This is a genomic window from Chitinophaga caseinilytica, from assembly GCF_038396765.1.
Taxonomy (GTDB): Bacteria; Bacteroidota; Bacteroidia; order Chitinophagales; family Chitinophagaceae; genus Chitinophaga; species Chitinophaga caseinilytica.
In genome coordinates this window covers 5,134,819-5,160,013 of sequence record NZ_CP150096.1, presented here as the reverse complement: position 1 = coordinate 5,160,013, position 25,195 = coordinate 5,134,819, and the positions used below count along the sequence as shown (strand labels likewise).

Annotated in this window: 17 protein-coding genes; 13 read left to right on the top strand and 4 right to left on the bottom strand. The window is 57.0% G+C overall.

Annotation, left to right across the window (positions count from 1 at the left end; all coding sequences use genetic code 11):
- The first annotated feature begins 8 nt into the window (after positions 1 to 8).
- Positions 9 to 371: a VOC family protein gene (locus WJU22_RS21225; RefSeq protein WP_341840177.1), complete on the top strand. Its 363-nt coding sequence runs from the start codon at positions 9 to 11 to the stop codon at positions 369 to 371.
- Between the two features lie 39 nt (positions 372 to 410).
- On the opposite strand, the gene WJU22_RS21220 is transcribed toward WJU22_RS21225, so the two are convergent.
- Both WJU22_RS21220 and WJU22_RS21215 read right to left on the bottom strand, forming a co-directional pair.
- A complete protein-coding gene (locus WJU22_RS21220; protein WP_341840176.1) occupies positions 411 to 782 on the bottom strand; it encodes a hypothetical protein in 372 nt (123 codons plus the stop codon).
- 87 nt (positions 783 to 869) lie between these two features.
- A complete protein-coding gene (locus tag WJU22_RS21215; protein WP_341840175.1) occupies positions 870 to 1,730 on the bottom strand; it encodes an AraC family transcriptional regulator in 861 nt (286 codons plus the stop codon).
- A gap of 150 nt (positions 1,731 to 1,880) precedes the next feature.
- Here WJU22_RS21215 and WJU22_RS21210 point away from each other — a divergent pair, with 150 nt between their 5' ends.
- The 12 genes from WJU22_RS21210 (at position 1,881) to WJU22_RS21155 (ending at position 19,045) form a co-directional block, all read left to right on the top strand.
- Positions 1,881 to 3,416 carry a sodium:solute symporter gene (locus WJU22_RS21210; RefSeq protein ID WP_341840174.1) on the top strand — a complete coding sequence of 512 codons (1,536 nt, stop codon included), beginning with the start codon at positions 1,881 to 1,883 and terminating at the stop codon, positions 3,414 to 3,416.
- A 13-nt stretch (positions 3,417 to 3,429) separates the two neighbouring features.
- Positions 3,430 to 4,368, top strand: a complete 939-nt coding sequence (locus WJU22_RS21205; protein ID WP_341840173.1) for a dihydrodipicolinate synthase family protein — start codon at positions 3,430 to 3,432, stop codon at positions 4,366 to 4,368.
- A gap of 96 nt (positions 4,369 to 4,464) precedes the next feature.
- Positions 4,465 to 5,058 (top strand): RNA polymerase sigma factor, encoded by a 594-nt coding sequence (locus WJU22_RS21200; protein ID WP_341840172.1) that lies wholly within the window; start codon positions 4,465 to 4,467, stop codon positions 5,056 to 5,058.
- 242 nt (positions 5,059 to 5,300) lie between these two features.
- Positions 5,301 to 5,633 (top strand): hypothetical protein, encoded by a 333-nt coding sequence (locus WJU22_RS21195; protein WP_341840171.1) that lies wholly within the window; start codon positions 5,301 to 5,303, stop codon positions 5,631 to 5,633.
- Positions 5,633 to 6,277, top strand: a complete 645-nt coding sequence (locus WJU22_RS21190; protein WP_341840170.1) for a FecR family protein — start codon at positions 5,633 to 5,635, stop codon at positions 6,275 to 6,277. The genes WJU22_RS21195 and WJU22_RS21190 overlap by 1 nt, the downstream gene beginning before the upstream one ends.
- A gap of 20 nt (positions 6,278 to 6,297) precedes the next feature.
- Positions 6,298 to 9,750: a SusC/RagA family TonB-linked outer membrane protein gene (locus WJU22_RS21185; protein ID WP_341840169.1), complete on the top strand. Its 3,453-nt coding sequence runs from the start codon at positions 6,298 to 6,300 to the stop codon at positions 9,748 to 9,750.
- A gap of 17 nt (positions 9,751 to 9,767) precedes the next feature.
- Complete coding sequence (locus tag WJU22_RS21180) at positions 9,768 to 11,234, top strand: SusD/RagB family nutrient-binding outer membrane lipoprotein (protein WP_341840168.1); 1,467 nt, start codon at positions 9,768 to 9,770, stop codon at positions 11,232 to 11,234.
- Positions 11,235 to 11,241: 7 nt separating this feature from the next.
- Positions 11,242 to 12,465, top strand: coding sequence for a metallophosphoesterase family protein (locus tag WJU22_RS21175; RefSeq protein WP_341840167.1), 1,224 nt, complete (start codon positions 11,242 to 11,244; stop codon positions 12,463 to 12,465).
- The gene (locus WJU22_RS21170) at positions 12,462 to 14,726 is read left to right on the top strand and encodes a hypothetical protein (protein ID WP_341840166.1); all 2,265 of its coding nucleotides are present in this window, start codon (positions 12,462 to 12,464) and stop codon (positions 14,724 to 14,726) included. Before WJU22_RS21175 ends, WJU22_RS21170 begins: the two co-directional genes overlap by 4 nt.
- Positions 14,727 to 14,740: 14 nt before the next feature.
- Positions 14,741 to 16,879, top strand: coding sequence for a hypothetical protein (locus WJU22_RS21165; protein WP_341840165.1), 2,139 nt, complete (start codon positions 14,741 to 14,743; stop codon positions 16,877 to 16,879).
- An 18-nt stretch (positions 16,880 to 16,897) separates the two neighbouring features.
- Positions 16,898 to 18,553 (top strand): alkaline phosphatase PafA, encoded by a 1,656-nt coding sequence (gene pafA, locus WJU22_RS21160; RefSeq protein WP_341840164.1) that lies wholly within the window; start codon positions 16,898 to 16,900, stop codon positions 18,551 to 18,553.
- Between the two features lie 213 nt (positions 18,554 to 18,766).
- The gene (locus tag WJU22_RS21155) at positions 18,767 to 19,045 is read left to right on the top strand and encodes a hypothetical protein (protein ID WP_341840163.1); all 279 of its coding nucleotides are present in this window, start codon (positions 18,767 to 18,769) and stop codon (positions 19,043 to 19,045) included.
- 94 nt (positions 19,046 to 19,139) lie between these two features.
- Here the strand turns inward: WJU22_RS21155 and WJU22_RS21150 are convergent, their stop codons facing one another.
- Together WJU22_RS21150 and WJU22_RS21145 are read right to left on the bottom strand one after the other, a co-directional pair.
- Positions 19,140 to 21,839, bottom strand: a complete 2,700-nt coding sequence (locus WJU22_RS21150) for a sugar-binding domain-containing protein (RefSeq protein ID WP_341840162.1) — start codon at positions 21,837 to 21,839, stop codon at positions 19,140 to 19,142.
- Positions 21,832 to 25,188, bottom strand: a complete 3,357-nt coding sequence (locus tag WJU22_RS21145) for a DUF5107 domain-containing protein (protein WP_341840161.1) — start codon at positions 25,186 to 25,188, stop codon at positions 21,832 to 21,834. Before WJU22_RS21145 ends, WJU22_RS21150 begins: the two co-directional genes overlap by 8 nt.
- Positions 25,189 to 25,195: the final 7 nt, after the last annotated feature.

The window sequence follows — 25,195 nt, the reverse complement described above, 5'->3', positions numbered from 1 at the left end:
CGCAGAGGATGATACGTTTTACGAAGATCGACCATGTGGCAGTCATGATCCCGACCGGCCAGCAAACCGCGGCCCGGCAATTCTACGGGCAACTTTTACAACTGAAGGAAATTCCCGGCCAGCATCCGCGCAACGCCATCTGGTACGAAATCGCAGATATTCAATTGCACCTGGTGGAAGAGGAAAAGACCACCGAGCTCCCCAGCGGCCGGCACCCTGCTTTCGAAGTGGAAAGCCTCGAAGCGGCGAAAGCCTATCTCCAATCCAACGGCGTTGCCATCGCCTATACATCGAAAATCGAAGGCCGGGAGCGCGCGTTTTTCCGCGATCCTTTTGGGAATAGGGTGGAGATGATTGAGTTTGATAAGTGATCAGAATATTTGAATCGCCGCGCGGATTTGCAATTTCGATCAATCACAAAGCATTGTATCAAAATCGATATGCAATTGTGTGCTGCCGTTATTATCCACGGTCACCCATTTGAAATTCTTCAAAACATATGCGTTGCCGCCATCAAGTATCACCCATTCATCAATTCCTTTGGCGCCATATTTTAAATCTTGCTTCGTTGTCAGTCCGATTGGCGCAACGTATTCCCTGTTTTTAACCAAATATTTGCATTTACCACTTTTTATTTTTTCCTGCGCCTGTGTTTGGGTCAGATACGTAGATGTCGTAAGGTTAGGTAGTTGACGGTTTATTTGAGATGGAGTCATTGATGTGGCGCATGAAGCCAAAAATATTGAAACACCTGTCATGACTGCAAAAGTCCATTTAATCATAATGTAGGGATGCTATTAAATGCTACCAAATATATGATTAAAAAATAATATTTATAATGATAGGTGCCAAATAAGCAAAATTACAATTTAACTCCTCTCCCGAAACCCCTTAGGCGAAACACCCATGATCAGCTTGAAAGTCCGTGAGAACGTGTACTGATCCGGGTACCCCATTTCCTGCGCGATCTCCTTCACCGTCAGGTTCGTTTCTTTCAAAAGCTGACTGGCCTTTTGCATCCGCAACGACGTAAACAGCTGGATGGGAGAGTAGCGCGTTTTCTCCTTGAACAGCGCGGAAAGATAAGAGGCCGACAAATGTGCCTGCGCCGCGAGATCGGCCAGGGTGAGGTTTTTGTCGAGCTGCTGCTTCATGATCTGGATGCATTGCTCGATCTGATTGTCTGACCCCTGTTTCATATAATTAAAGACAGACAGCCGGAAGGTACCGAGGAAGCTGTAGAACCGGAAGTTGGCGTACAGCAGGTTCTCGATATTGTTCATGAGATCGAGATGGTGGAGGATGTCCCAGAACTGCGCGATGCGGCCCACGAGCGGCGGCGTGGTATGGATGGGCTTGCCGTTGGTGAGGTAATCGCAGAGCTCGTCGGCCAGGAGCCCCGTGAACTGGGCGGTGTAGAGCCGCCAGGGATTGCGGGGATCGGGGCCGCACCGGAACGGCGTGTTTTTCGCCAGCAATACATATTGATTGGCTTTCACGGCGTGGCGCTCGCCCGAAACTTCGTACCAGCCGCTTCCATGTGCGGAATACAACAGGCTGTACACCGGAGCGCCTTTCGGCTCGCCCCATTCCTTCGCGTCATTTTCAGGATAAAAACGGATAGCGGTGATGTATAGATTGCGGCCCAGCGGATGTTCGTCCAGCTTGCGTTGCAGCTGTTCGGGCAAGGTCCATGCAGTGGAAATGTTGGCGTTGGATTGGCTCTTCACGGCAGTAATTTAAGCTATTCTTTTCATAACATTCAACATTGTTTAGCCAGAAAAATCTCCGCAACTTGCCAAAGGATCGGACGAAGAGCCGGTACAAAACAAATCCACGTGAGGAATGGCAATATCAACCATGAGATAGCATTTTAAGACATGCAGCAACTGCCTATTACAGACCTGGCGGTAATCGGAGCGTATTTGCTCGGAATGATCCTGATCGGCGTATATTTTTCGAGAAAGAATAAAAATGCGGCACAATTCACGACAGCTTCTGGCACCATCCCCGGATGGGCGCTCGGCCTTTCGCTGTACGCAACTTTTTTGAGCAGCAACACTTTCCTGGGCGTTCCCGGAAAATCGTTCGGCGGCAACTGGAACGCTTTCGTGTTCAGCCTGTCGATGGTCCCCGCCGCCTGGATTTCGGCAAAATATTTCGTTCCCTTCTACCGCAACAGCGGCGAAGTGAGCGCTTATACGCACCTCGAGCACCGCTTCGGCCCCTGGGCCCGTACCTACGCCATGATCTGTTTCGTCCTCACCCAACTGGCGCGGATGGGCTCCATCTTCTTCGGCGTAGCCCTGGCGCTGCAAGCCCTCACCGGCCTCGACATGCGCACCATCATGGCCGTAACCGGCGTCTGCATCATTATCTACACCGTGCTCGGCGGCATGGAAGCCGTGATCTGGACGGAAGTGCTGCAGGGCCTCATCAAAACGGCGGGCGCCATCATCATCCTCTGGCTGGTGATAGACGGGATGAAAGGCGGCGTGAGCGATATTTTCAGCGTGGGCTCGGCGGAAGGGAAATTTTCCCTCGGCAGCCTCAGCCTCACCAATTTCAGCACGTCGACCGCCTGGGTGGTTTTCCTGTACGGATTTTTCATCAATCTCAACAACTTCGGAATGGACCAGAACTATGTACAACGCTATCATGCCGCCCGCAGCCAGAAAGAGGCCGCCAGAAGCGTGTGGCTCTGCGTGTACTGGTACCTCCCCGTGAGCGCGGTTTTCTTTTTCATCGGCACCGCACTATATGCATATTTCCTGCAACATCCGGAAATGCTCAACGCTGTGCGGGAGCAGGCGGCGCTGGAAAGGGGCGTAGCGGCTTCCTCGCTCGCGCCGGCCGATTACGGCGACAAGATCCTGCCGTATTTCATGGTGAAGAAAGTACCGGCAGGATTGCTGGGGCTCATCATCGCAGCGATCCTTTCCGCCGCCATGAGCACCCTCAGCAGCGGCATGAACAGTTCAGCCACGGTTTTCCTGAAAGATATCTGGCAGCGGTACGTACGTCCCAACCCTTCGCCGAAGGAGGAAATGAAAGTCCTGCACCTGGCCACCGTAGTGTCTGGCATCATGGCCATCTTCTTCGGTATCGCCATGATCGGTGTTAAAAGTATACTGGACATCTGGTGGGAGCTTTCCGGCATTTTCGCCGGCGGCATGCTCGGCCTCTTCCTCCTGGGGATCATCTCCAAAGCGAAGAACGCCGCGGCCGTGGCCGCCACCGTCATCGGCATCCTCGTGATCCTCTGGATGAGCCTGTCGAAATATTTTCCGGAAGATCTGCAACGGTTCAAAAGCCCGCTTCACATCCACATGGTGATCGTGGTGGGCACGCTGGCGATCTTCCTGGCGGGACTGCTTTTCTCACGGATGCAGCGCCGTCTTCATTCCCAATCTTAAAACCCTGTTTGTTATGCAAAAGAAATTCGTACCGGTGATGATCACGCCCTTCAATCTGAAAGCGCGCATCGACCTGGGCATGGTGGAGCAACTGATCGATTTTTACCTGGAAGCCGGGGTGAAGGGCTTCTTCGCCAACTGTCTTTCTTCCGAAATGTACAGTATCAGTGAAGATGAGCGGTTGGAGCTGACGCGCCACGTGGTCAATTATGTGAACGGCCGCGTGCCGGTGGTGGCCACCGGTTCGTTCGGGCTCACGATCCCCGACAAGGCGCAATTCATCCGGAATATCCATGATACGGGGGTGGATGCGGTGATCATGATCACGGGGCATTTCGCGAACGTAGACGAACCGGATGCCGTGCTGATAGACCGTTTCCATCAGATGTTCGACCTTACCGGCGATATTCCGCTGGGACTCTACGAATGCCCTGCGCCGTATAAAAGAGTGTTGAGCGCCGAAGTCCTGAAAACACTGCTCGATTCCAACCGGCTGATCTATCATAAAGACACGAGCTGCCAGGTGGAAAGCGTTCGGGAGAAACTGGCGGCGATCAACAATCCGAAATTCGAGTTCTACGATGCGCATACGCCCAATGCCGTGGATTCCCTGCGCATGGGAGCGGCGGGCATGTCGTCCATCTCCGGGAATTTCTATCCTGAAATCCTCGTGTGGCTTTGCAATAACGCGGCCGACCCCTCGAAGGCGGAAGACGTGGCCTGGATCCAGGAAGAGCTTCGCCGGGTAGATCCGCTCATCCACATCGCGTACCCCATGAGCGCGAAGTATTTCCTGCAGCTGCGGGGCATACCGGTACGCACGATCAGCCGCGCGCACGTGCTGGAGCTTACGCCCCAGCAGAAAGAAGTGCTGCAAGGCATCCACCGCGATTTCAAAGGGTGGTGCGAACGGCTCGGCATCCGCGAAGCGGCAACGTCGCACGCGCTGTAACAAATTAAAAAATGGTTATTTTACGATGATAGGTTGAAACGGCAGCGAAGGGTGATGTAGATTGCATTCTTGATCCTTATTCCTAAATTTCGCTTTATGAACACCGGCGCCTTTTATCCGCAGCAAGACGATAAGGTCCTTTGGGATCGCCTCCGGGAAGGGGACCGGGAAGCTTTCGGCGAAATCTACCGCCGGTATTTCCCGCCTCTTTTCAGCTACTGCAGCCGTTTTACGCAGGATGCCGGTTTGGTGAAAGACACCTTGCAGGATTTTTTCACCGACCTATACCTCCGCCGCCAATCCCTTCAAACGCCGGAAAAGCCCAAAAGCTACCTGCTGGTGTCCGTACGCCGCAAACTTGTGAGAGTATTGGGGAAAACGCCGCGGTCCCACGAATTGACAGACGCCGAAGCGCCCGCATTTTTCCTGGAATTATCGCCCGAAAGTTACCTCATCAGCCGGCAAAACGCCGCGATGGCGGAGCGCCACGTGCAGCAAACCATCGGCCGGCTCACGCTGCGCCAGAAGGAAGCGGTGTATCTCCGGTTTTATGAAAGTCTTTCGTATGAAGAGATCGCGGAAGTCATGCAGCTCAAAGCCGTGAAATACGCCCGCACGCTCGTGTACCGCGCCCTCACCGAGCTGAAACCTTTGCTGGCGGGCGCGGAAGCGCTGCTGTACACCCGCTAGGAGCGCCGCGGGAAAGTTGCCCGATTCGTTCCGATCGGACTGTCTGCATAAAATCTGATTTCCTGTTAGATAATATTTTCCTGAAATCGTGTCTACCATTCATCCCAAATAGTAGATGGTAAATGTTTTATGGGTTGATTGTCAATTTATTAATGCCGGGAAAAAATTATTCCAAAAAACTTCCTTTTTCCTGAGGGTATTTCCTCACTTGTATGCCTCCTTATTACGTACAAGGCTTACTTATGTCATATCAAGATTACGAAGCGGCGGATTTTGCGGCGGAAGCTTCCTTCCAGGCCTGGGTGCAGCGCACAGACGATGCGGCTGCCCGGTTCTGGGAACAATGGGCCGCGGCGCACCCGGAGAAGCGGGAGGCACTGCGCGAGGCGCAATGGATGGTGCGTTCGTTCAGATTTCATGCCACTGAAGTTGACCCTGCCGAAATGGATGCCCTGAAAGCCGCCATAGACGGCGTGCTGGATGCGGAAGACCGTAAAAAAACCGGCGCTTTCCCATCAGAAGGCTCATCATTGGCGCCACCGCCACCGCAGCGGCCATCGCAGCATTCCTCGTGATGCGGTTACCGGCTCCGGCCGCGCAAATGCTCACGCTCAGCACCACTTTCGGTGAAACCACGACCGTCACATTGCAAGACGGCACCGAAGTCTGGCTCAACGCCAATTCATCCATCCGTTACCCATCCGCTTTTAACGGCAAAGACGTTCGCACCGTGACACTGCAGGGCGAAGCATATTTCAAGGTGAAGCGCGCGCCGCAGGGATTGCATCCCCGGTTTGTGGTGCATACAAACATGACCGATGTGGAGGTGACCGGCACCGCGTTCAACGTTTACCACCGGCACGATTCCGCCGCCATCGCGCTCCTGGAAGGCAGCGTAACGGCATCCGGACGGAAGATGAAGCCCGGAGACCTCCTCCAGCAAAGCGCCCTGGGCATCTCGCTCACGCAGGCGCCCGCAGGCGGGTTCACGGCCTGGATGGAAAAACGCGTGGTGATAAGGGATGGTACGCTGGCAACGGTGGCCCTGCGCATGGAGGACCTTTACGGCAAGCACGTCCGCTTTAAACGCCCCGGCATGGAAGCGCTGCCCTTCACGGGGTCTGCCCCCATGGGCCAGCCGGAAGTGCTCCTGAAAGCGGTGTGTACGGTGCACGGACTGAAAATGCGGGAAGAAAAAGATTTCATCATTCTCGAATAAGATCTTTAAAACTTACACTTATGCAAAAGAGCTTTACGAAGCTTTGCGCGGTGCTATGCATCCTGCTCGCTTGCGCGGAATCGCGTGCGCAGGACGCCATGGTGCGCGGCACCGATGCCCGACGCCATGCCGGCATGATCTCCATGAAGGAGATGTTCACCGCCCTTGAAAACAGTCTGCAGGTGGCCTTCAGCTATTCCGCCGCGCAGGTGGAGGGCAAACTGGTGGCCGACCGCTATGCCCGTATCCCTGCCGCCCAGCTGGAAACACAGCTGGCTAAAGTACTTGCCCCCGCAGGCCTCCAGGCCGTGCGGATTTCCGCGCGCGATTACGCCATCCGCACCATCGCCGTTCCCGCCGCCGCCAAAACCGTTGACCTCCAGGTAAGCGGTGTGGTAACGGACGACAAAAACGAGCCGCTGCCCGGCGTGAGCGTGCATGAAAAAGGCACCTCCAACGGCACGGCCACCAACGCACAGGGCCGCTACACCATCCGCGTGGCCGGATCATCGGCTGTGCTCGTGTTCCGCTCCGTAGGCTTCGCCACCCAGGAAAAGCCCGCGGGCAGGGGAGACCTGAACATCAGCATGGTGCCGGATGTAAAGGAACTGAACAGCGTAGTGGTAACCGCCCTCGGTATCAAAAGGGAAGAAAAAGCCCTCGGCTATTCCATCGCCACGCTCAAAGGCGACCAGGTGGCTACCGTGAAGGAAGTGAACGTAGCCAACGCGCTCTCCGGTAAAGTAGCCGGGGTGAACGTGCGCTCCGTTTCCTCCGACCCCGGCGCTTCGGTGTTCGTGAACATCCGCGGCCAGCGCACCCTCACCGGCGATAACTCCCCGCTGTATGTGGTAGACGGTGTGCCCGTAGCTGGCGGCGTCCGCAGTCCGAAAGAGCCTGTAGGCCGCGGCGTGGTAGACTACGGCAGCCCGATCTCCGACATCAACCCTGACGATATCGCTACCGTAACCGTGCTCAAAGGCGCCAGCGCCTCCGCACTCTACGGCACCCGCGCCCTCAACGGCGTGATCCTCATCACCACAAAATCGGGCAGCGGCGCCAAAAAAGGCCTCGGCGTTTCCGTGAACTCTTCCGCCATGTTCGACAAAGCCTGGCTGTTCCCCCAGTTCCAGAACGAATTCGGCTCCGGCAACCGCCCCGGTTCCAACGAAACGATTTCCACCTCATCATGGGGCCCGCGCCTCGATATCGGTACGAAGCACATCCAGTGGGACAGTCCGCTCGACGGCAGCGGCAACCGCGTCCCGACCGATTGGGTTTCCTATCCCAACCGCCACAAGGATTTCTTCGAGACCGGCTACACGCTCACCAATAACATCGCCATCACCGGTGCCAACAACGACGGTGATTTCCGGCTGTCGTTCACCAATCTCAAGAACGGCGGCATCGTTCCCAATACCGACCTCGACCGTAACACCATCAACCTCGCAGCCGGCTACAAGCTGAGCCCGAAGGTACGGGTGAGCACCAACGTCGGCTATACGAAGAACCACAGCAACAACAGGCCCACGTTCAACCGCGAAAGCCCCAGCAATATCATCTACACCACCACGCCCAACGTGGACGTGAACAAACTGCGCAACTACTGGGTACCCGGCAAGGAAGGCCTCGAGCAATTCTCGCACGTGCCCGGCAGCGTAGACAATCCCTTCTTCGTAGCCTACGAATTCATCAACGGCTATAACCGCGACCGCATCATGGGTAACGTGGAAGTGAACATCGACCTGGCGAAAGGGCTCACCCTCATGGGCCGCACCGCGATGGACAATTACAACGAAGCCCGCGAAAGCAAACGGCCCTTCGGCGCCATCCGCACTAAAAGAGGCGCTTACTCTTATGAAACGGAAAGGCTGCAGGAAATCAATGCCGACTTCTTATTGTCGTACCGCAAGGATATCAACCAGGACTTCAATTTCAACGTTTCCGCCGGTATGAACCGGATGCACCGGAAGTTCAAGTCTGCCTTCCAGAGCGCGAACGCATTATCGGTACCGGGAATTTTCAGCATCAAGAACGCTGCGGCGGGTTCCGTTACCAACGATATGTTCGAATGGGAACAGCGCATCAACAGCGTGTATGGCATGGGCCAGCTCGCTTACCGGAACTATCTCTTCCTGGACGTGACGGCGCGCAACGACTGGGCCAGCACCCTTCCCCCCGAAAACAATTCCTATTTCTATCCTTCCGTTTCCCTCGGTTGGGTGTTGAGCGACATGCTCCAGATCAAATCCGGCCCGATCTCCTTCATGAAACTGCGTGCCAACTGGGCGCAGGTAGGTGGCGAACCGGGGCCGCTCCAGCTGTATAACACCTATAATTTCGGTGCGGACTGGGCCGATTACAAACGCGCACTGCAGGACGGGACGCTCAAGAACAACCGCCTCAAGCCGTTCATCTCCACTTCCACCGAGATCGGCGCCGACCTGCGATTCTTCAATGGCAGGCTGGGCGTGGATTTCAGCTGGTACAACTCCGTAACGTCTAACCAGATCCTGCGGATCGGGACCACCATGGCTTCCGGATACAGCAACAAAGTGATCAACGGCGGACGGATCCAGAACCGCGGGATCGAAGCCTCCATCACCGGTACGCCCGTGAAAGGAACGTTCCAGTGGGACGTAACCGCCAACTTCACCCGGAACAAGAATAAAGTACTGGAGCTCGACGAAGGGATGACGGCTTACCAGCTCGGCAGCTCCGAAGGCGTGAACTACGAAGCACGCGTGGGCGAGGAACTGGGCAATATGTACGCCCGCAGCTGGGCCACCGTTCCCGACGGGCCCCATAAAGGCGAACCGCTCATTACCGATGGCGGCGAATACGAACGCGTGAGCGTCTGGACCAAAATCGGCAACTTCAACCCCGATTTCATGGTGGGCTTCTCCAATACCTTCAGCTATAAAGGATTTGCGCTGAACGTGCTGGTAGACTGGCGCCAGGGCGGACAGTTCCACAGCTACGTGGCCAAGAACCTCCTCAGCGACGGCCGCACCAAAACCACCCTGCCCGGCCGCGACCAGGCTACCGGCGGCTTGCCCTGGACGGATGGTTCCGGTGAAAAGCGTAACGACGGCAGCATCCTGTATGGGTATTACCTGGACGACGCTACCGGCGAATACAAGCTCAACGACAAAATCCTCGAGCCCGAAGCCTATTACGGCGCTTACTACTGGGATTTCCTGAGCCGTTCCACTTTCGACGCATCTTATGTGAAACTGCGCGAAGCATCGCTCACGTATAATTTCCCGAAAAAGATGCTGGGCCGCCTGCCAATCGGCAACCTGAACATCTCGCTCATCGCGCGGAACCTCTTTACCTGGACCGCCGCCGACATGGGCTACGATCCGGAAACGGCGATGACGATTTCCGGCAGCGGGATCGGGCAGGGCGTTGGTAGCTGGTCGCTGCCATACACCCGCTCCTTCGGTGCCAAACTTGGATTCAATTTCTAAACTGCAAATCAACGGTTATGCAACGCATACGTTTTAAATACCTGGCTTTTGCCGCTTTGCTGATGCTCGGCGCCTGCGGGAAAGACATCGAAAAATACAACGAAGACAAGAACGGCGCGGAATTCATCAATCCGGAATACCTGCTGTCGTCCGTCATTCTGTCTACCGCATCCGATTACCAGCGGGAGGCCTATATGGACAAACCCGCATCCGCCGGCCGGTACATCACCATGGTGCGTAACGAGGGGAACGACAAGTTCAACTGGGGCCCGCAGAGCTGGGACGGTATCTACAGCCGCCTGTCGTACAACAAAAGCCTGTTCGAGATGATCGAGCACTTCGGTCAGCCGGAATATCTCCCTTATGCAAGGATCATTCGCGCGTTCAACTTCGCCTATGCCACCGATCTTTTCGGCGATGTGCCCTATTCCAAGGCGCTGCTGTCCAAATCGGAAGGCAACATCCGCCCGGAATACGACCGCCAGGAAGCGATTTACCCCGACCTGGTGAAAGAGCTCCGCGAAGCCAACGATCAACTGGCGGCGCAAACACGCGAGATCAACAAAAGCCAGGACGGCCTGTATAAAGCCGACCCGCTGAAATGGCGCAAATTCGCCAATTCGCTCCGCCTCCGCCTCCTGCTGCGCATGTCCAAAAACTTCCCGGCTGCCTTCACGGAAATGCAGGCCATCGTTTCGGACAAAACGAAAAATCCCATCTTCGAATCCAATGCCGATAATGCCGAAGTTCAGTATGCGGGCACGCAGAAAGACAACAGCTGGCCCGGCGGCACCATGGCCACTTCCTACGAGGAATTCGACAAACGCAAGCCCAGCAAGGAAATCATCGACGCGCTCTACGCCCGGAACGATCCGCGGCTGGAAGCCTGGTTCGAAAAAGTAAAAACCCACGGCACCGTAGACACGCGGGATTACGTGGGCGTTCCCAACGCCATCCAGGCACCGTACGACTACAACGGCGGCTACGATTACATCTCCCGCCTCGCGCCCATGTTCAACGGCGATAAGGGCGCCATGATCCCCGCTTCGCTCATGACCTATTCCGAAGTATGCTTCATCCTCGCCGAGGCCGCACAGGCCGGCAAGATCACCGTGACGGGCAAAACCGCCGAATCGCTGTATTACGACGGCATCCGCGCCAATATGCTGTTTTACGGCGTGCTCGACGAAGCGGAAACCGCAAATTACTTCGATCAGCCGGTCGTGAAATACAACGGCACACTGGAACAGCTCATCAACCAGAAATGGATCGCCATGTTCCTGAAAGGCAGCGAAGGCTGGTTCGACCATCGCCGCACCGGCTTCCCGAAATTCGTGCTCGGCCCGCTGTCTTCGTCCACAACGCTGCCGAAACGGTATATGTACCCCGACAGCGAAACCCGCACCAACCTCGATGCGTACAACCGTGCCGTGGCTGTGTTCGGACAAGACAAACAAACCACGCTGATGTGGTATCTCAAGTAAACTATCTATGAACATACACTATGCAGGCAGGTGGCTCCTCGCCACCTGCTTTTTCTTACCACAGGCCCGGGCGCAACAGGCCAGGCCGGATAACATCGTACTGAACGTAACCGCCGATCCCTCGCGTTCCGCAGCGGTAAACTGGCGAACCAACGCCGTTACCGACTCCAGCTACGCCGAGATCGCGCCGGCATCGCCGGATCCCGCGTTCACGGCCAAAGCCGTCCGCGTGCCGGCCGCCACCAGCGGGATTATTTCCGATACGATCGCCGCGCGGTACCACTCCGTCGTGTTCAACGACCTGCAGCCCAACACCGAATATGCGTACAGGGTAGGGAAGGGCAACGACTGGAGCGAATGGTTCCAGTTCCGCACCGCCGGCCTCCCCGGCCAGCCGTTCTCCTTCATTTACCTGGGAGACGCGCAAACCAACCTCCGCTCCCTGTGGTCCCGCGCGATCCGCAAAGCATGGTCGGCCGCGCCGGACGCCAGGCTCATCATCCATGCGGGCGACCTCGTCAACCGCGGCAACAATTACGACGAATGGCAACAGTGGTTCGAAGCGGGAAGCTTTATCCATGCGTCCGTTCCCGGACTCATGTCGCCCGGGAACCACGAATACCATTACCCGAAAGACAGCGGGCAGGTATCCGTGTTCTGGCGGCCGCAGTTCGCGTTGCCGGAAAACGGGCCCGCCGGACTGGAGGAAACCTGCTACTACACCGATGTGCAGGGCGCAAGGTTCATTTCCCTCAATTCGCAGGAGATCGAGATCAATGAAAGGCTCCTCCATCTGCAGCGCGACTGGCTGGAAAAAGTATTGCAGGAAAACAAACAGCGATGGACGATCGTGACCTTCCATCACCCGGTGCTTTCCACGAAAAAGACCCGCGACAACAAGTTCATCCGCGAATACATCAAACCCTTGCTGGACAAGTATAAGGTAGACCTCGTGCTTACCGGGCACGACCATACCTACGCCCGTGGCCGCGATGGCAACCAGGGCCCTGTATACGCCGTTTCCGTGAGCGGGCCGAAGATGTACGAGATCGACCCCGCGCCATGGATGGCGGTTACGGGATCGCACGAACAATTTTACCAGATCATCCGCGTGGATGACAAAGCCATACGTTACACTGCCTATACGGTGGACGGTGAAGTGCACGATGCTTTCGAGCTGACGAAGCAGCCCGGCCGCCAGAATTTGCTGAAGAATGTAAAGAAACCATGAGACGAATCCTTTTGACCCTCTTACTGTTTCCGCACGTCTGCCTGGCTATCCGTAATACGCCGGGTGGACTGTGGAGGCAGGTATCGATCGTTTGCAAGCCCGGCCATATCGCCGGCACCGTTCTGCAGGAGGAAGTTTTCCGGAGAACGGGGCTGCGGTGGCCGCTGGTGGCTACTTTACCTGCTGCCGGAGATGCGGTAGTGATGGAAGAAGGGCCGCTGGCCGCGGAGGCTTTCGCCATCCTTTCTGGCGATCGGAATGGGAGGAGGGTGCTCCGGATCACCGGCTCGCCGCAAAGAGGGTTGCTATACGGGGCAGGACGATTGTTGCGGTTGATGGAGATGCGGAAAGGATCGGTGACAATGCCGGTTTCGGTGGATGTGGAAGCCGCGCCGCAAAAGGCCATCCGCGGGCACCAGATCGGTTACCGCAACCTCGCGAATTCTTACGACGGATGGACGCCGGCGCAATACGACCGCTACATCCGCGAGCAAATCATTTTTGGTGCCAACAGCATCGAAGCCATTCCCTTCATGCCGGCTTCCCCGCATTTCACCGTGTCGTCGCGGGAGATGACGCGCCGGATGTCGGAAATCTGCCAGCGTTATGACGCCGATTATTGGGTGTGGACGCCGGCTACGTTCGATTTGAACGACACTTCCAAACGCAACTACTTCCTTCGCCAGTTCGATACGCTCTTCCGTGAAAGTCCCCGCCTCGACGCGGTTTTCTTTCCCGGGGGCGATCCCGGCAACAATCCGCCGGAGCTGGTAATCCCGCTGTTGGAAGAACTGTCCGTTCCCCTGAAGAAATTCCATCCGAAAGCGATGATATGGCTGTCGCTGCAAGGTTTCGAGCCGGCCCAGTGCAAATTCGTGTACGATTACATCCGCGATAAAAAGCCGCGCTGGCTGGCAGGGCTGGTCGTAGGCCCGGGGAGCCCTTCGCCGGAAGATACCCGTTCGGCCATATCTGCGCCATACAAACTGCGGCATTACCCGGACATCACGCATACCGTGCGGGCCGATTTCCCCGTAGCCTGGTTCGATCCCGCTTTCGCGTTCACACTGGGCCGTGAGCCCGTGAACCCGCAACCATACTACTATTCCATGGCTTACCGCGCCATTGAGCCTTTCATCGACGGCTTCATCGGTTATTCCGACGGGGCGCACGACGATCTGAACAAAATGGTCTGGAACCAACTGGGCTGGAACGCGAACGCCGATCCGCGGGAAACCGTCCGCCAGTACGCTTCCTTTTTCTGGGGGCCGGACGTCCGCGATGCGGCGGCAGACGGCATCCTGGCGCTGGAGCGGAATTGGGTAGGCCCAATCGTGGAGAACGGCGGCATCGCCGCTACGCTGAGCCACTGGCAGCGCCTGGAAGCTGCGGCGCCCGCGCTCAAGGGCGACTGGCGCTGGCAGATGATGCTGCTCCGCGCTTATTATGATGCATATACCCGGCTTCGCCAGATCCGGGAAAGCGAACTGGAAACCGCGGCCTGTAAGGCTTTGCTGGCTGGTCCGCAGGCGATGCGCGAAGCCGAAAACATACTTTCCCGGGCCGATTCCTGTGTGATGCCGGCCTGGCGGAACCGGATCGTGGAATTGTGCGAGGCGCTTTTCCGCTCGGTGGCTTTGCAGACGAGCGTGAAGAAATACAAGGCTTCCGGGCCGGAACGAGGTGCTGTGCTGGATTTCGTGGACCGCCCGCTCAACAACCGCTGGTGGCTCGAAGACGAATTCAAACGCATCCGGCAACTGCCCCCGGCGGAACAGCGCCTGGCCATAGACACCATCGCCCGGTGGGAAGATCCCGGGCCGGGGAGTTTCTATGATGACGTCGGGCATGTGGGAAAAAGCCAGCACGTGGTGCGCGGAGAAGACCTCAACACCGACCCCCTCATGCGCCGGAGCGATAACCCGGGCTTCGACTGGTGGGACGGCGGGATGAGCCGCAAACGGCTGTCGTGGATGACGAGCATGCGCTGGCCCACGGCCATGCGGTACGACCGGCTCGACACCTCGGCGCAATACACCGTGCGGATTTCCGGGTACGGCGAAAGCCTCGTGCGCGCCAACGGCCAGCGATTGAAAGCGACCGTGTATGGCAAAGGGATCGGGGAGATCAAGGAATTCCCCGTTCCGCAGGAATTGACGAAAACCGGCAGTCTCTTATTAACCTGGGACGCCATCGACGAAGAGCACCTCAACTGGCGACAGCATTCCCGCGTAGCCGAGGTGTGGCTCATCAAACGATAAAAAAAGCAACCAAAATGCATAGAATCCTATTTTGCCTGTTGGCAATTTCCGCACCCGCATGGGCTTCCGGGCCAGACGAGCCTTTCGCGCAGGCCGTATCCAGCAAATACCCGCTGCCCAAGGGCATCCATCCCCTCAAACTGGTGACGGATTACAATAACAATGTGCACGTGCTCGCCAAAGAGGGATTGTATTACTTCACGGAAAACGACGTGGTGCGCGATGTGCGCTTCCGGCCGCTGGCCGATAAAATCCCGGTAGACGTGACCGCCCAGGAAACCCACGGGCATCTGTACTACCTGCTCGGCGATAAACTCATTACCAACGGCTACGCCGGCGTCCCCTACGTGACGTTCCCGGCCGGCACCTACGACCGCGCGGTCGTGAACGCTGCCGGCAACGCGTTGCTTTCCGGCAAAGGGAAACTGGCCGTGGCCGAAGGGAAAAACATCCAAATGCTCGACGCGCCCGAAGAAGGCGTGCGCGAACTGTTCGTGAACGACGGCATTTTTTACGCACTGACGCCGAAAGCGCTGTACCGCTTGGCCGGCAAAGCGCTGCAACGGCTGCATGCCGGGAAAGACGTGCGCACCGTGGCTTTCCGCGGGAACGATATTTTGTTGGGAACGCCTGCGGGATATTACGCCATCCGCCGCGAGAACGGCGATACGGCCATGACACTGCAGCGTAAAGTACCGGTACCTGCTGTTGGCCGCCTCATGGTTGCCGACGGGAAAATCTGGGCCGGCACCAACGAAGGCGCCTATACGGAGAATGGATCGGGGGGATACCGTTACTTTGCTTCCGGGCGCTGGCTCGACCAGGATGAGGTGAAAGATATGGCGACCGATAAAGACGGCAATATCTGGATCCTCACTCCCTCCGGGCTCAACAGGATCGCGTTCAGGCGGCAGTCGCTCGCGGAAAAGACGGACTACTTCCAGCGGAAAATCCGCACCCGGCATATCCGTTACGGTTTCATCGCCAACATCCATCTCCTTACCCCGGGCGACGTCCGCACCGCCGAAATGGCCGATACGGACAACGACGGGCTGTGGAGCAGCTTCTACCTCGGCAGCCAGGCATTCCGGTACGCCACCACCCGCGAGCCCGAAGCCAAGCGCTTCGCCTGGGAAGCGTTCGAGGCGTTCGAAAGGATATTGTCCATCAACCAGCTCAAAGGTTTCCCCAGCCGCACGTTCGAGCGGAAAGGCTACAAAAACTCCGATCCCGAGCGCTGGCGCGATTCCCCCGATCCGGAATGGGAATGGAAAGGGCACACCAGCTCCGACGAATTCGTGGCCTACATCTGGATCGCCGCGGTACTCAATGAAATGGTCGCCGAAACGACCGACGAAAAACGGCGCGTGGCCGATTTTATGGACAAGATCATGACCCATATCATCGACAACAAATGGTACCTCGTAGACATCGATAACAAACCCACCCTTTGGGGCCGCTGGAACCCGGAATACATCAACTGGTACCCCGAAACCATCGGCGACCGCCGCCTCGGCAGCACCACCATCATCGCCGGGCTGCAACTGGCCTATGCGCTCACCGGCAAGGAAAAATACAAGACCGAAGGGATGAAATTGCTCAACAAACATCATTATCTTCAGAATATCCAGATCGATTACCGGAAGATCGCGCCCACGAAAGGCTATTTCCACGATGGCATCGATATGGGCACCGGCCCCTGGAACCATTCGGACGATGAAATGGCTTTCCTGACGTACTGGGTGCTGTACCGATACGCGTACAACGACGACCTGAAACGCCAGTACGCCGGCGCCATCCGCAACCACTGGGAAGTAGAACGGCCCGAGAAGAACGCGGTGTGGAACCTCATCACCAAAGGCCTTATCGGCGATTTCGACGAGGAAGCGACGATCTGGTGGCTGCGCACTTTCCCCATGGATATGATCAGCTGGAAGATCAAAAATTCTCACCGGCAGGATCTGACCTTTATTCCCGAGAATTTCCGTGGCCAAACCACCGAAACGCTCATCCCGCTTGACGAACAGCCGCTTCACCGCCACAATGCCAACGCTTTCAACCTCGATGGCGGCAATGGCGGCAGAACGGAGCTCGCGGGCGATGAATACCTGCTGCCATACTGGATGGCCCGTTACCTGAAGGTGATCGAATAAACCGAAATCAACGAAACCATGATACAGACTTTTATCCGCCGGGCCATGCCCGTATTGGCCATGACACTGCTGCTAACAGAAGCCGCGCAGGCCCAGACGCAGCAGCGGCGAGCGGGCCGCCCGAAAATAGTAGTGGGGATGATGGTAGACCAGATGCGCTGGGATTTCCTGTACCGGTACGCTGAACGCTACGGCGATGGCGGGTTTAAAAGGCTCCTGCGCGAAGGGTTCCGATGCGAACAGACTTACATCAATTACGCGCCTACCGTTACCGCCTGTGGACATACATCCGTTTACACCGGCAGCGTGCCCGCCGTACATGGGATTATGGATAACGACTGGTTCAGCCGGGAAAAGGGCAGGGGCGTGTATTGCACGGAAGACAGCTCGGTAATGCCGGTCGGGATTTCGGCCACCAAAGGCGGTATGTCGCCCCGGAACATGCTTACCACCACCGTGACCGACGAGCTGCGCATGGCCACGAACTACGAAAGCAAAGTAGTCGGCGTGGCGCTGAAGGACAGGGGCTCCATCCTCCCCGCGGGCCATGCGGCCAACGCGGCTTTCTGGTACGACGGCGGTTCCGGCAACTGGATCACGAGCACGTATTACATGCAGGAACTGCCCGGCTGGGCAAAGCAATACAACGCGGCGAGGCGTCCGCAGGCGTTGCTGGCTAAAGGATGGGAAACGCTCTATCCCATTTCCACTTACCATCTCAGCGAGGCAGACGACAAAAACTACGAAAACACTTTCAAACATGAGCAGGCGCCGGTTTTTCCGCACAGCTTCACCGGCATGGAAAGCGGTTCCATCCGTTCCACGCCTTTCGGCAACACGCTCACTTTCGAATTCGCCAAAGCGGCCATCGAGGGGTATGGGCTGGGAAGCGGTAAGGCGACGGATTTCCTGGCCGTGAGCTTTTCCTCGCCCGATGCGGTGGGCCATCAATTCGGCCCGAATTCCATCGAAACGGAAGATGTGTACCTACGGCTCGATAAAGACCTCGCCGATTTCTTCGGGTATCTCGACGGTCGTTTCGGGAAAGGGAACTGGTTGTATTTCATCACGGCCGACCATGGTGTGTCCCATTCCCCCGGATATCTCGAAGAACATCGTCTGCCTACGGGAACGCTGGACGGAAAAGGCGTTATCGCATCGCTCAATACCGATCTGGAAAAAATATACGGTGTGAAAAACGCCATCATGGCTACGGCGGCCGATCAGTTGTACCTCGACCGGCCCGCTTTCGCGGCGAAGAACGCAGACATGAAAGCCGTGTCGGACTTCATCATCCGCCGCCTCCGTGAAGTGCCGGAGATCGCCGATGCTGTCTGGCTCCCGGAAATCGGTACCGCCGGTCTGCACGAGCCCCTTCAAACGATGCTGCAAAACGGCTATAACCGCAAACGCGGCGGCGATATCATCATCATCATGAATTCCGGCGTGAAGAACGGCAGCCGCAAAGGCGCCACGCACGGCCTCTGGTACCCGTACGACGCCCACATTCCGCTCGTATGGATGGGCTGGGGCATCAACAGCGGCGGCCGCAGCTTCCGGACAATGGGCATGACCGACATCGCGCCCACGGTAGCCGCCCTGCTCAACATCCAGGTGCCGAGCGGAAACATCGGGCACGTGATCGGGGAGGCCATCCGGGCAGATAAACCTTAATAAGCAAACGTTGAAAGAGCAGACAATAGCAAGCCGGTCTGGCGGCTCAGGCCAATCGGCAGACAGGGCATAAGGCCCCGGGAAGTAAGTGCCTCCCGGCCTTAAAACTTGTCGGAATGGATCGAAAGCCACCTTCGCGGTGGCTTTTTTTATTTGCGCAGGCTAAATTTAATGTGTAATTATATTACTCCAATCATACATACGCTATCCGTCATGAAAGTCGCAACGCATATTTTTTTGATCGTCGCAGCCGGTTTTTTGTTTTTCATAACACTTGTCATATCCCCTTACAAATACGAATGGGAGCCGGAATTGAAGCAGCTTGACGAGGATTCCGTCGTTTTTTTGTGGTTTGTGTATGGCGCGCTGACGCCATTGTTGATGGTCGGATTTTTCGTGGCGCGCAGGTATAAGCAGGCAATAAGTTGGGTGTACGTGCTGCTCCTACTCGTGGCAGTGTGGCGGATGATCAGTTTATGGTTGGTGAAGTGATATGAATTGGGTAGGGTAGGATTTGGCCCAGGTACCGACGGTAAAAAGTTACCGTCGGTACGTTTCATGAGCCATATGTAAAAAAGACGCGTGCCTATTTCAATAACGATTGCACCTGTTCAACCGTCAGGGTAGTTTTCGGTTGGAAGCGCCCCCCGTGCATATAAGCCATCAAACTACGTTTGAGCTGCTGCGCACCGGGGTCGTTGGTCAGGTTGGCGGACACGAGCATCAGTTTGCCGCTGCCAACCTTTGCTTCGATGACATTCGCCATTTTACGGTTTTTGAAGAAGTTGTCGATCACGCGCACAACCGGGTCGATGGGCGGAAGCTCATCGAGCACCATGGTTTTGGAGGCGGTGATGATGTGCCACCACTGCCAGTCTGACCATGCTTCTGTCGGGAAATCCGCCAGGGCAGGGTGCTTCGGGTCGCAGAGCACGCCCATGGTACCAGGCTGGTCGGGGAAATGGACCGGGCTCCAGAACACCGGTGCAAAGCGGCCCGCCACGCCGCGGATGTTCGCGGTGTCGGGGTTGAGGAGCACTTTTTTGCCTTCGGCGAGGAGCGTCATGGCTTCGGTGGCGGAACGGGTATAGTGAACGCCGGAGAATTCGTCGGTTTGTTTTTCGGGATACACCCAGATGTTCCAGCGGTTGTGCCTTTCACCGATCCGCAGTTCGATGGTCAGCGCCGTGGCTTTGGCGATCCCTGCCAGGGGGAAACCGAATTCACCCAGTTGCTGCCCCGTACCTTCGGGGATATTCTGCTGGCGGAGCTTTCCGCGGAACAGCACTTTCCCGTCTTTCCCGGAAACGATCCATTCGGGCGTAACGTTGTGGAGGATGCCGCCGCTGAAATTGGCCGCTTCCGCAGCTGCGGAGAAAGTTTCCCTGTTGCGGTAGCTGGCTTTTTCGAACCGGAGGAGCGGTACCGCAGGTTGACAGTACATCCGGTGCTCCGCGGGCGTTACGAGGCCCTTACTGTCCCAGAACGCGTCGAGGATGCCGATGAGGGCGGTGCCCTGGCCGGGGAAGTCGTGCAGGTCCAGCAGCTGGAAACCGCTGAAGTACTTCGTCTTCATCGCCCGTTCGATCTCTTCCTTATATAACAGCGCCGCGAATTTCCCGCTCGATTGGAGGAAAGCGGGCGCCAGGTGCAGCAAACCCTTTCTTTGCAGATCGTTCCGGACGGCTTTGAAGTTCAGCGGGTCGAGGACGCCGGTGTACTTTTTGATCTCCTCCATATTCGGGAACACGGAATATTGCCCGATCTCATGCGTGATGATCGGCACGGGCAGGCCTTCCGTTTCTTTGGTATAGTCGTTGTTGAAAGATGGGGCGATGGTATTGAAGATGCCTTGTCCGCGCACCCATCCTTTTTTCGTCCATTGGGTGATGAAGAACTCGTCGCCCGGTTCGGGCCAGCCGCCGTGATCTTTCTGGAACGTGAAGCTGGTGGTGGTATAGAGGTGACGGGGATCGGCTTTCTTCAGCTGCGCCACCATCGTTTCCAGCCAGTCGAAATTTCCTTCCAGCTCATTGCCCATGCTCCAGAACGCGAACGAGGGATGGTGGCCGTATTCGCGGCTGATGTGTTCCGCTTCCAGCGCCAGCCAGCGGTTCATGGCGGTATCTTTCCCGGCGTTATTGTTCCAGAACGGAAGCTCCGCCTGCAAATAGAACCCCATCGAGTCCGCCACGGCGAAAGCCGCTTCCGGCGGGCACCACGAATGGAAGCGCAAATGGTTGAGGCCGTAAGCTTTGGCGGAAGAAAACACTTTCGCCCAGCCTTTACGGTCCATCGGCGGGTGGCCGGTGAGTGGGAAAATGGCGCATTCCAGCGTGCCGCGGAGGAACATGCGCTTGCCGTTGATCTGCAATTGCGCATTCTTGTTGGTGATTTCGCGCCAGCCGAAACGCAGCTGTTGGCGGTGCGCCGAAACGGGCGTTTTCAGCTCGGCGGAAAGTGTGTGCAGCACGGGTTTGAACTCGTCCCACTCCGCAAATCCCTCCGGCACCGTCAATTCCGTTTCCACTTTGTTTTCCCCTTCTTTCAGTTGGACCGGCACCGCTTTCTTCAAACGGGCGGTTTGTAAAAGCAGGGTCCCGGACGAAACGGGGCCCGCGTTCATAACGTTTATAGTGATGCGAAGTATGCGGTGTTGCAGGTCGGGCCAGGTTTGCACATTGGTAATGTGCGCCGCTGGCCGGGATTGCAGTTCCAGCTTGCCCAGGAGCCCGTTCCACATGATCTGCGTGCCGTCTGTATAGGCGTGCGCCATGTTGTTGGAGCTCATGTCGTACTGCCGGCGGTTATCCACCCGGACAACGATGCGGTGTTTGCCGGGCGTGAGCGATTTGCCGAGATCGTACCGGTGCGGCGTGCTGAGCAGTTCCCGCGTACCGATTTCCCTGCCGTCGATCCAGACGTGGGTGGTCCAGAGCACGCGCTCGAGGAAAAGAGATACCTCGTTCCCTTTCCAGTTTTGGGGAACAACGATCTCGCGCGCATACCAGGCCGGGCCGATGTAGCGGTGCTTCCTGGACAGCATGAGCATCACGCTGCGGGTAAGCGAATCGGCCGACAGCGAAGGCTTCGCGCCCACGCCGGCATCGTCGAGCGTGCCGGGCAGGCGGAGCGTTTGCGTGAAGGTTTTGTTTTGCCAGCCTTCGGAAATCCCTTTGTCCAGCGAGTCGGTGGCAAACTGCCAGGTGCCCGCCAGCGAAAGGTTTTGCGCCGCAGCCGTTACGGAAAAGAGGATGAAAAGCGGTATGAAAATAAGTCTATGCATGATCTGCGTTGGTTTTTGCGGAAGCCGTCTTCGTTGTTTCCTGGATGATGGACAAATGTGCTTTAGCGGCGAAGTGCATGTCTTTCCCCAATACTTCGTGGAAAGCGGCCGACGCGGCAGTGGATTCGCCGAGGCCAAGATAGCCCAGTCCTTTCAGAAACACGCAATGCAGGCGGTTTCTTTCGGTGAGATCGTCTTCGAAAATGAGCAGGTCGGGCAGCGATACCGCGAAATATTCGATGCGCACTTCGTCTTCCGCATGCAAGGTGCCATAATCGAGCAGCTTGCTGAAAATGGCGTCTGCATTGTCTTTCCGGCCGAGGGCGGCCCATGCGAGGCCCTGGTAGAAGATCTTCTCGGGCGGCGCGTCGTTGTAATACATGGCGGCCGTTGGCTCGGAAGTGCCTTCCGTGGCCCGCGTGAAATATTGTACGGCTTCGGTGCTTTTGCCCATGGCTTCGAGGGCTTTGCCCATCCAATAATGAATATCGTTTTCTCGGATGCCGAACAGTTTGCCTTCTCCCAGGGAATCGGGCCACTGTTGCGCACTTTGGAGCTTTGCCACCGCGGCTTCGGGCATGCCGTTGGCCAGGTCTTTTCGGGCCAGCGCGATGAGGGCGTAGACGTATTGGCCGCTCACTTTGCCTTCTCCGCCTTCCCAGGGATGGAATTTTCTTTGGAGGATGCGTTGCAGGGCGGTTTCGTGCTCGCCGAGGTAATTGTACAGCGCGGCGTGTTCGAGGTAAAGGTCATCGCGCCACTGCACGGCCGCGGGGTAGCGTTCCAGGCGACTGAGCCGCTCCCGGGCCGGGGAGCCCAGCCGTTTATGCAGCTGGTCGAGCTCCATGAGCACGCGCGCATCTTCCGTATCCAGCGAGAACGCTTTTTCGAAATGTTGCAGCGCGCCGGCGGCGTCGTTGCGCTTGTTATACAGCGCGATGCCGAGGTTGCGGTGAACGGTGGGGAAGGAATCGTTTCTGCGGATGGATTCCTGCCACATGGCGATCGCTTCGTCGTATTGCTTTTTATCGTACCACAGGCAACCGAGGTAATACGGCGCTTTCCCGTCTGCAGGGTTTTGCGCGATGGCGAACTGCAGGATGTTCACGTCTTCCATCCGGTTGGGGAAGCAGAGGTAGGGATCCGTTGCCGCGGCTTGTTGAAGGGCTGCCTTGGTGGCTTGTGCATCGCCGGAGCGGTGGTGGCTCCAGGCCAGGTAATAAAATTTCAGCGGCGAGGCATCATCGGGCAGGAGGCCCAGCCAGGCGATGGCTTCTTCGAAAAGCCCGGCGGCCATCATGTCGAGGGCATTTTCGAGATAGTTGGGCGCGTGGCCCCGGGCCAGGCGCTGCAAGGTGTTTTGGGTGGTTTCCGCTTCGCGGGATTTGCCGGTAATATGGAAAGAGAGCAGCTGTTCGTGGTATAGGCCGAGATTGAAAAGATCTCGGTGGAGGCCTTCCGTGCAAACGGCCAACGCTTCGTCGTATCGCCCCATTTTGCGGAGGACCGCCGCTTTCAGCACACGGGCTTTGTTGTTGCGCCCGTTCCTGTCGATCGACCAATCGATCTGCTCCAGCGCCGTTTCAAACTCACCACGCGCGGTGCTGAGCTGTGCGAGGGCAAAATACCCGCTGTCTTGCCAGGCGCTGTTCCAAACCGCCTTGTGGTACTGCTCGTAAGCTTCGTCGTGGCGGCCCTGCATTTGCAGGCACAGCCCCAGGTTGTAGAGCGGTTCGCCGTCGTAAGGGTTGGGGTTGCGTTGGGTGAGAGTTTCCACGGCTTTGCGGAGGAATGGCTCGGCTTTGGCGAATTGTCCGCGGCGGAGGTACCAGGCGCCGAGCGCATTGTTGCAGCGCACGTCTTTCGGGTCGCGGCGCAGCGCCTCGGTATAATAATCCACGGGCGAATACGTGGCGTGGCGGTATTGTTCAAGATGGAGCCCCGTGAGGAAAAGCTGTTCGTTGTTTTCGGTGTCCGCGGGCGATTTGGCGGCTTGTGCGGGCGTGGGGATTTCGGTTTCCGTTTTTGCGGAAGCCTGGTATCGCAGGCGAACGTTCCCGTCCGTTCCGCGGATGAGCGTTTCGATGGCGGATTCCGGGGTTCCCGCGGGCAGGGGCACCCGCTGTTCGAACACCTGTTCCGGCGACACGTTGAATACGTCTTTAAAGACAACTTCGCCGTTCAGTTTCACTTCCAGCGATTGCAGCGTTTCCGCGCCGGTGGCGAACACTTTCACGAGGAGCGCGCCTTTGTCCAGCGAGCTGTGGAGGAGGAGGTCTTTGCTGGCGTTCTGGATGAGGCCCAGTTGCCGGTATGGAAGGAAATACTGGGTGAAGGATTTCTCTTCATAAGGCATCAGCCAGCTGAAATCGGGCTGGTTATCGGTATAGACACCGGTCATCAGCTCGATGTACGGCCCGTCTTCATCGGTGAGGTTTTTGTCCCACGCCACCCCGAAATCGCTATGCCCCCAGGTCCACTGTTTTTTGCCGGGCGAGATGTGATGGTTGGCCACGTGCAGCACGCCCGCTTCCGTATCGTGCTCGTATCCCCCCACAAAATCGTAATCCGAACGGATCGCCATGTAAGACGTAGGGACGGGAATATTTTTATATCTCGAAATATCCGTTCCCGGCGCATAATCTACTTTGTAGTACGTGCCGGTGGCGATGGGGAAGGAGGATACGTCGCGCTTGCCGTGATCGAATACCGCATGAACGTCTGGCGGAAAAACGGATTGGTAATGATCGTTCACTTTCACGGCGGGGTTCGCCCACCAGAGGAAGGTCTGGGGCAGGGGAGTGCGGTTGTATAATTTGCCTTTGATCTCGAGGTACGCCTTGTCTGGGTGCAATGTAAATCCGGCCATGCCTTTGGTCCGGAACATTTTTTCGATCTCGTTCACCCAAACGGTCACGCTGCCATCTGCATTCGTTTCTATGGCATGGTCTACCGCTTCGTAAGTGCTGGGCCGGTGATGCTGCGGCCAGTTGAACTCGATGCCGCCGGAGATCCACGGTCCGCAGAGCCCTACCAGCGCCGGTTTGATGACCTGGTTATAATAAATGAAATGCCTGTTGCCGATCTTGTCGAACGCCATTTGCACGCGCCCACCCAGTTCCGGGAGTATCATGATCTTCAGGTACCTGTTTTCCAGGAATACCGCCTTCCAGCTCACGTCTTCCTTGTCATCGAGGATTTTTTCGATCACCGGATTGGGATACACCGCCCCGCTGGAGCCCTGGTATACCCGTTTTTCGAAGAACATGGGGTTCCTGTCGGGACGGCCGACCCCGTAGGTCGGGATGATGATACTTTCTTCCCAAACCTTCACAGCGTTGTTGCTCATTGCCTTT

Coding starts and splice junctions, on each gene's coding strand:
- WJU22_RS21200 (WP_341840172.1), top strand. CDS start 4,465: ATGAACACCGGCGCCTTTTATCCGCAGCAAGACGATAAGGTCCTTTGG.
- WJU22_RS21180 (WP_341840168.1), top strand. CDS start 9,768: ATGCAACGCATACGTTTTAAATACCTGGCTTTTGCCGCTTTGCTGATG.
- WJU22_RS21190 (WP_341840170.1), top strand. CDS start 5,633: ATGCGGTTACCGGCTCCGGCCGCGCAAATGCTCACGCTCAGCACCACT.
- WJU22_RS21165 (WP_341840165.1), top strand. CDS start 14,741: ATGCATAGAATCCTATTTTGCCTGTTGGCAATTTCCGCACCCGCATGG.
- WJU22_RS21170 (WP_341840166.1), top strand. CDS start 12,462: ATGAGACGAATCCTTTTGACCCTCTTACTGTTTCCGCACGTCTGCCTG.
- WJU22_RS21145 (WP_341840161.1), bottom strand. CDS start 25,188: ATGAGCAACAACGCTGTGAAGGTTTGGGAAGAAAGTATCATCATCCCG.
- WJU22_RS21210 (WP_341840174.1), top strand. CDS start 1,881: ATGCAGCAACTGCCTATTACAGACCTGGCGGTAATCGGAGCGTATTTG.
- pafA (WP_341840164.1), top strand. CDS start 16,898: ATGATACAGACTTTTATCCGCCGGGCCATGCCCGTATTGGCCATGACA.
- WJU22_RS21185 (WP_341840169.1), top strand. CDS start 6,298: ATGCAAAAGAGCTTTACGAAGCTTTGCGCGGTGCTATGCATCCTGCTC.
- WJU22_RS21155 (WP_341840163.1), top strand. CDS start 18,767: ATGAAAGTCGCAACGCATATTTTTTTGATCGTCGCAGCCGGTTTTTTG.
- WJU22_RS21225 (WP_341840177.1), top strand. CDS start 9: ATGATACGTTTTACGAAGATCGACCATGTGGCAGTCATGATCCCGACC.
- WJU22_RS21150 (WP_341840162.1), bottom strand. CDS start 21,839: ATGCATAGACTTATTTTCATACCGCTTTTCATCCTCTTTTCCGTAACG.
- WJU22_RS21175 (WP_341840167.1), top strand. CDS start 11,242: ATGAACATACACTATGCAGGCAGGTGGCTCCTCGCCACCTGCTTTTTC.
- WJU22_RS21195 (WP_341840171.1), top strand. CDS start 5,301: ATGTCATATCAAGATTACGAAGCGGCGGATTTTGCGGCGGAAGCTTCC.
- WJU22_RS21220 (WP_341840176.1), bottom strand. CDS start 782: ATGATTAAATGGACTTTTGCAGTCATGACAGGTGTTTCAATATTTTTG.
- WJU22_RS21205 (WP_341840173.1), top strand. CDS start 3,430: ATGCAAAAGAAATTCGTACCGGTGATGATCACGCCCTTCAATCTGAAA.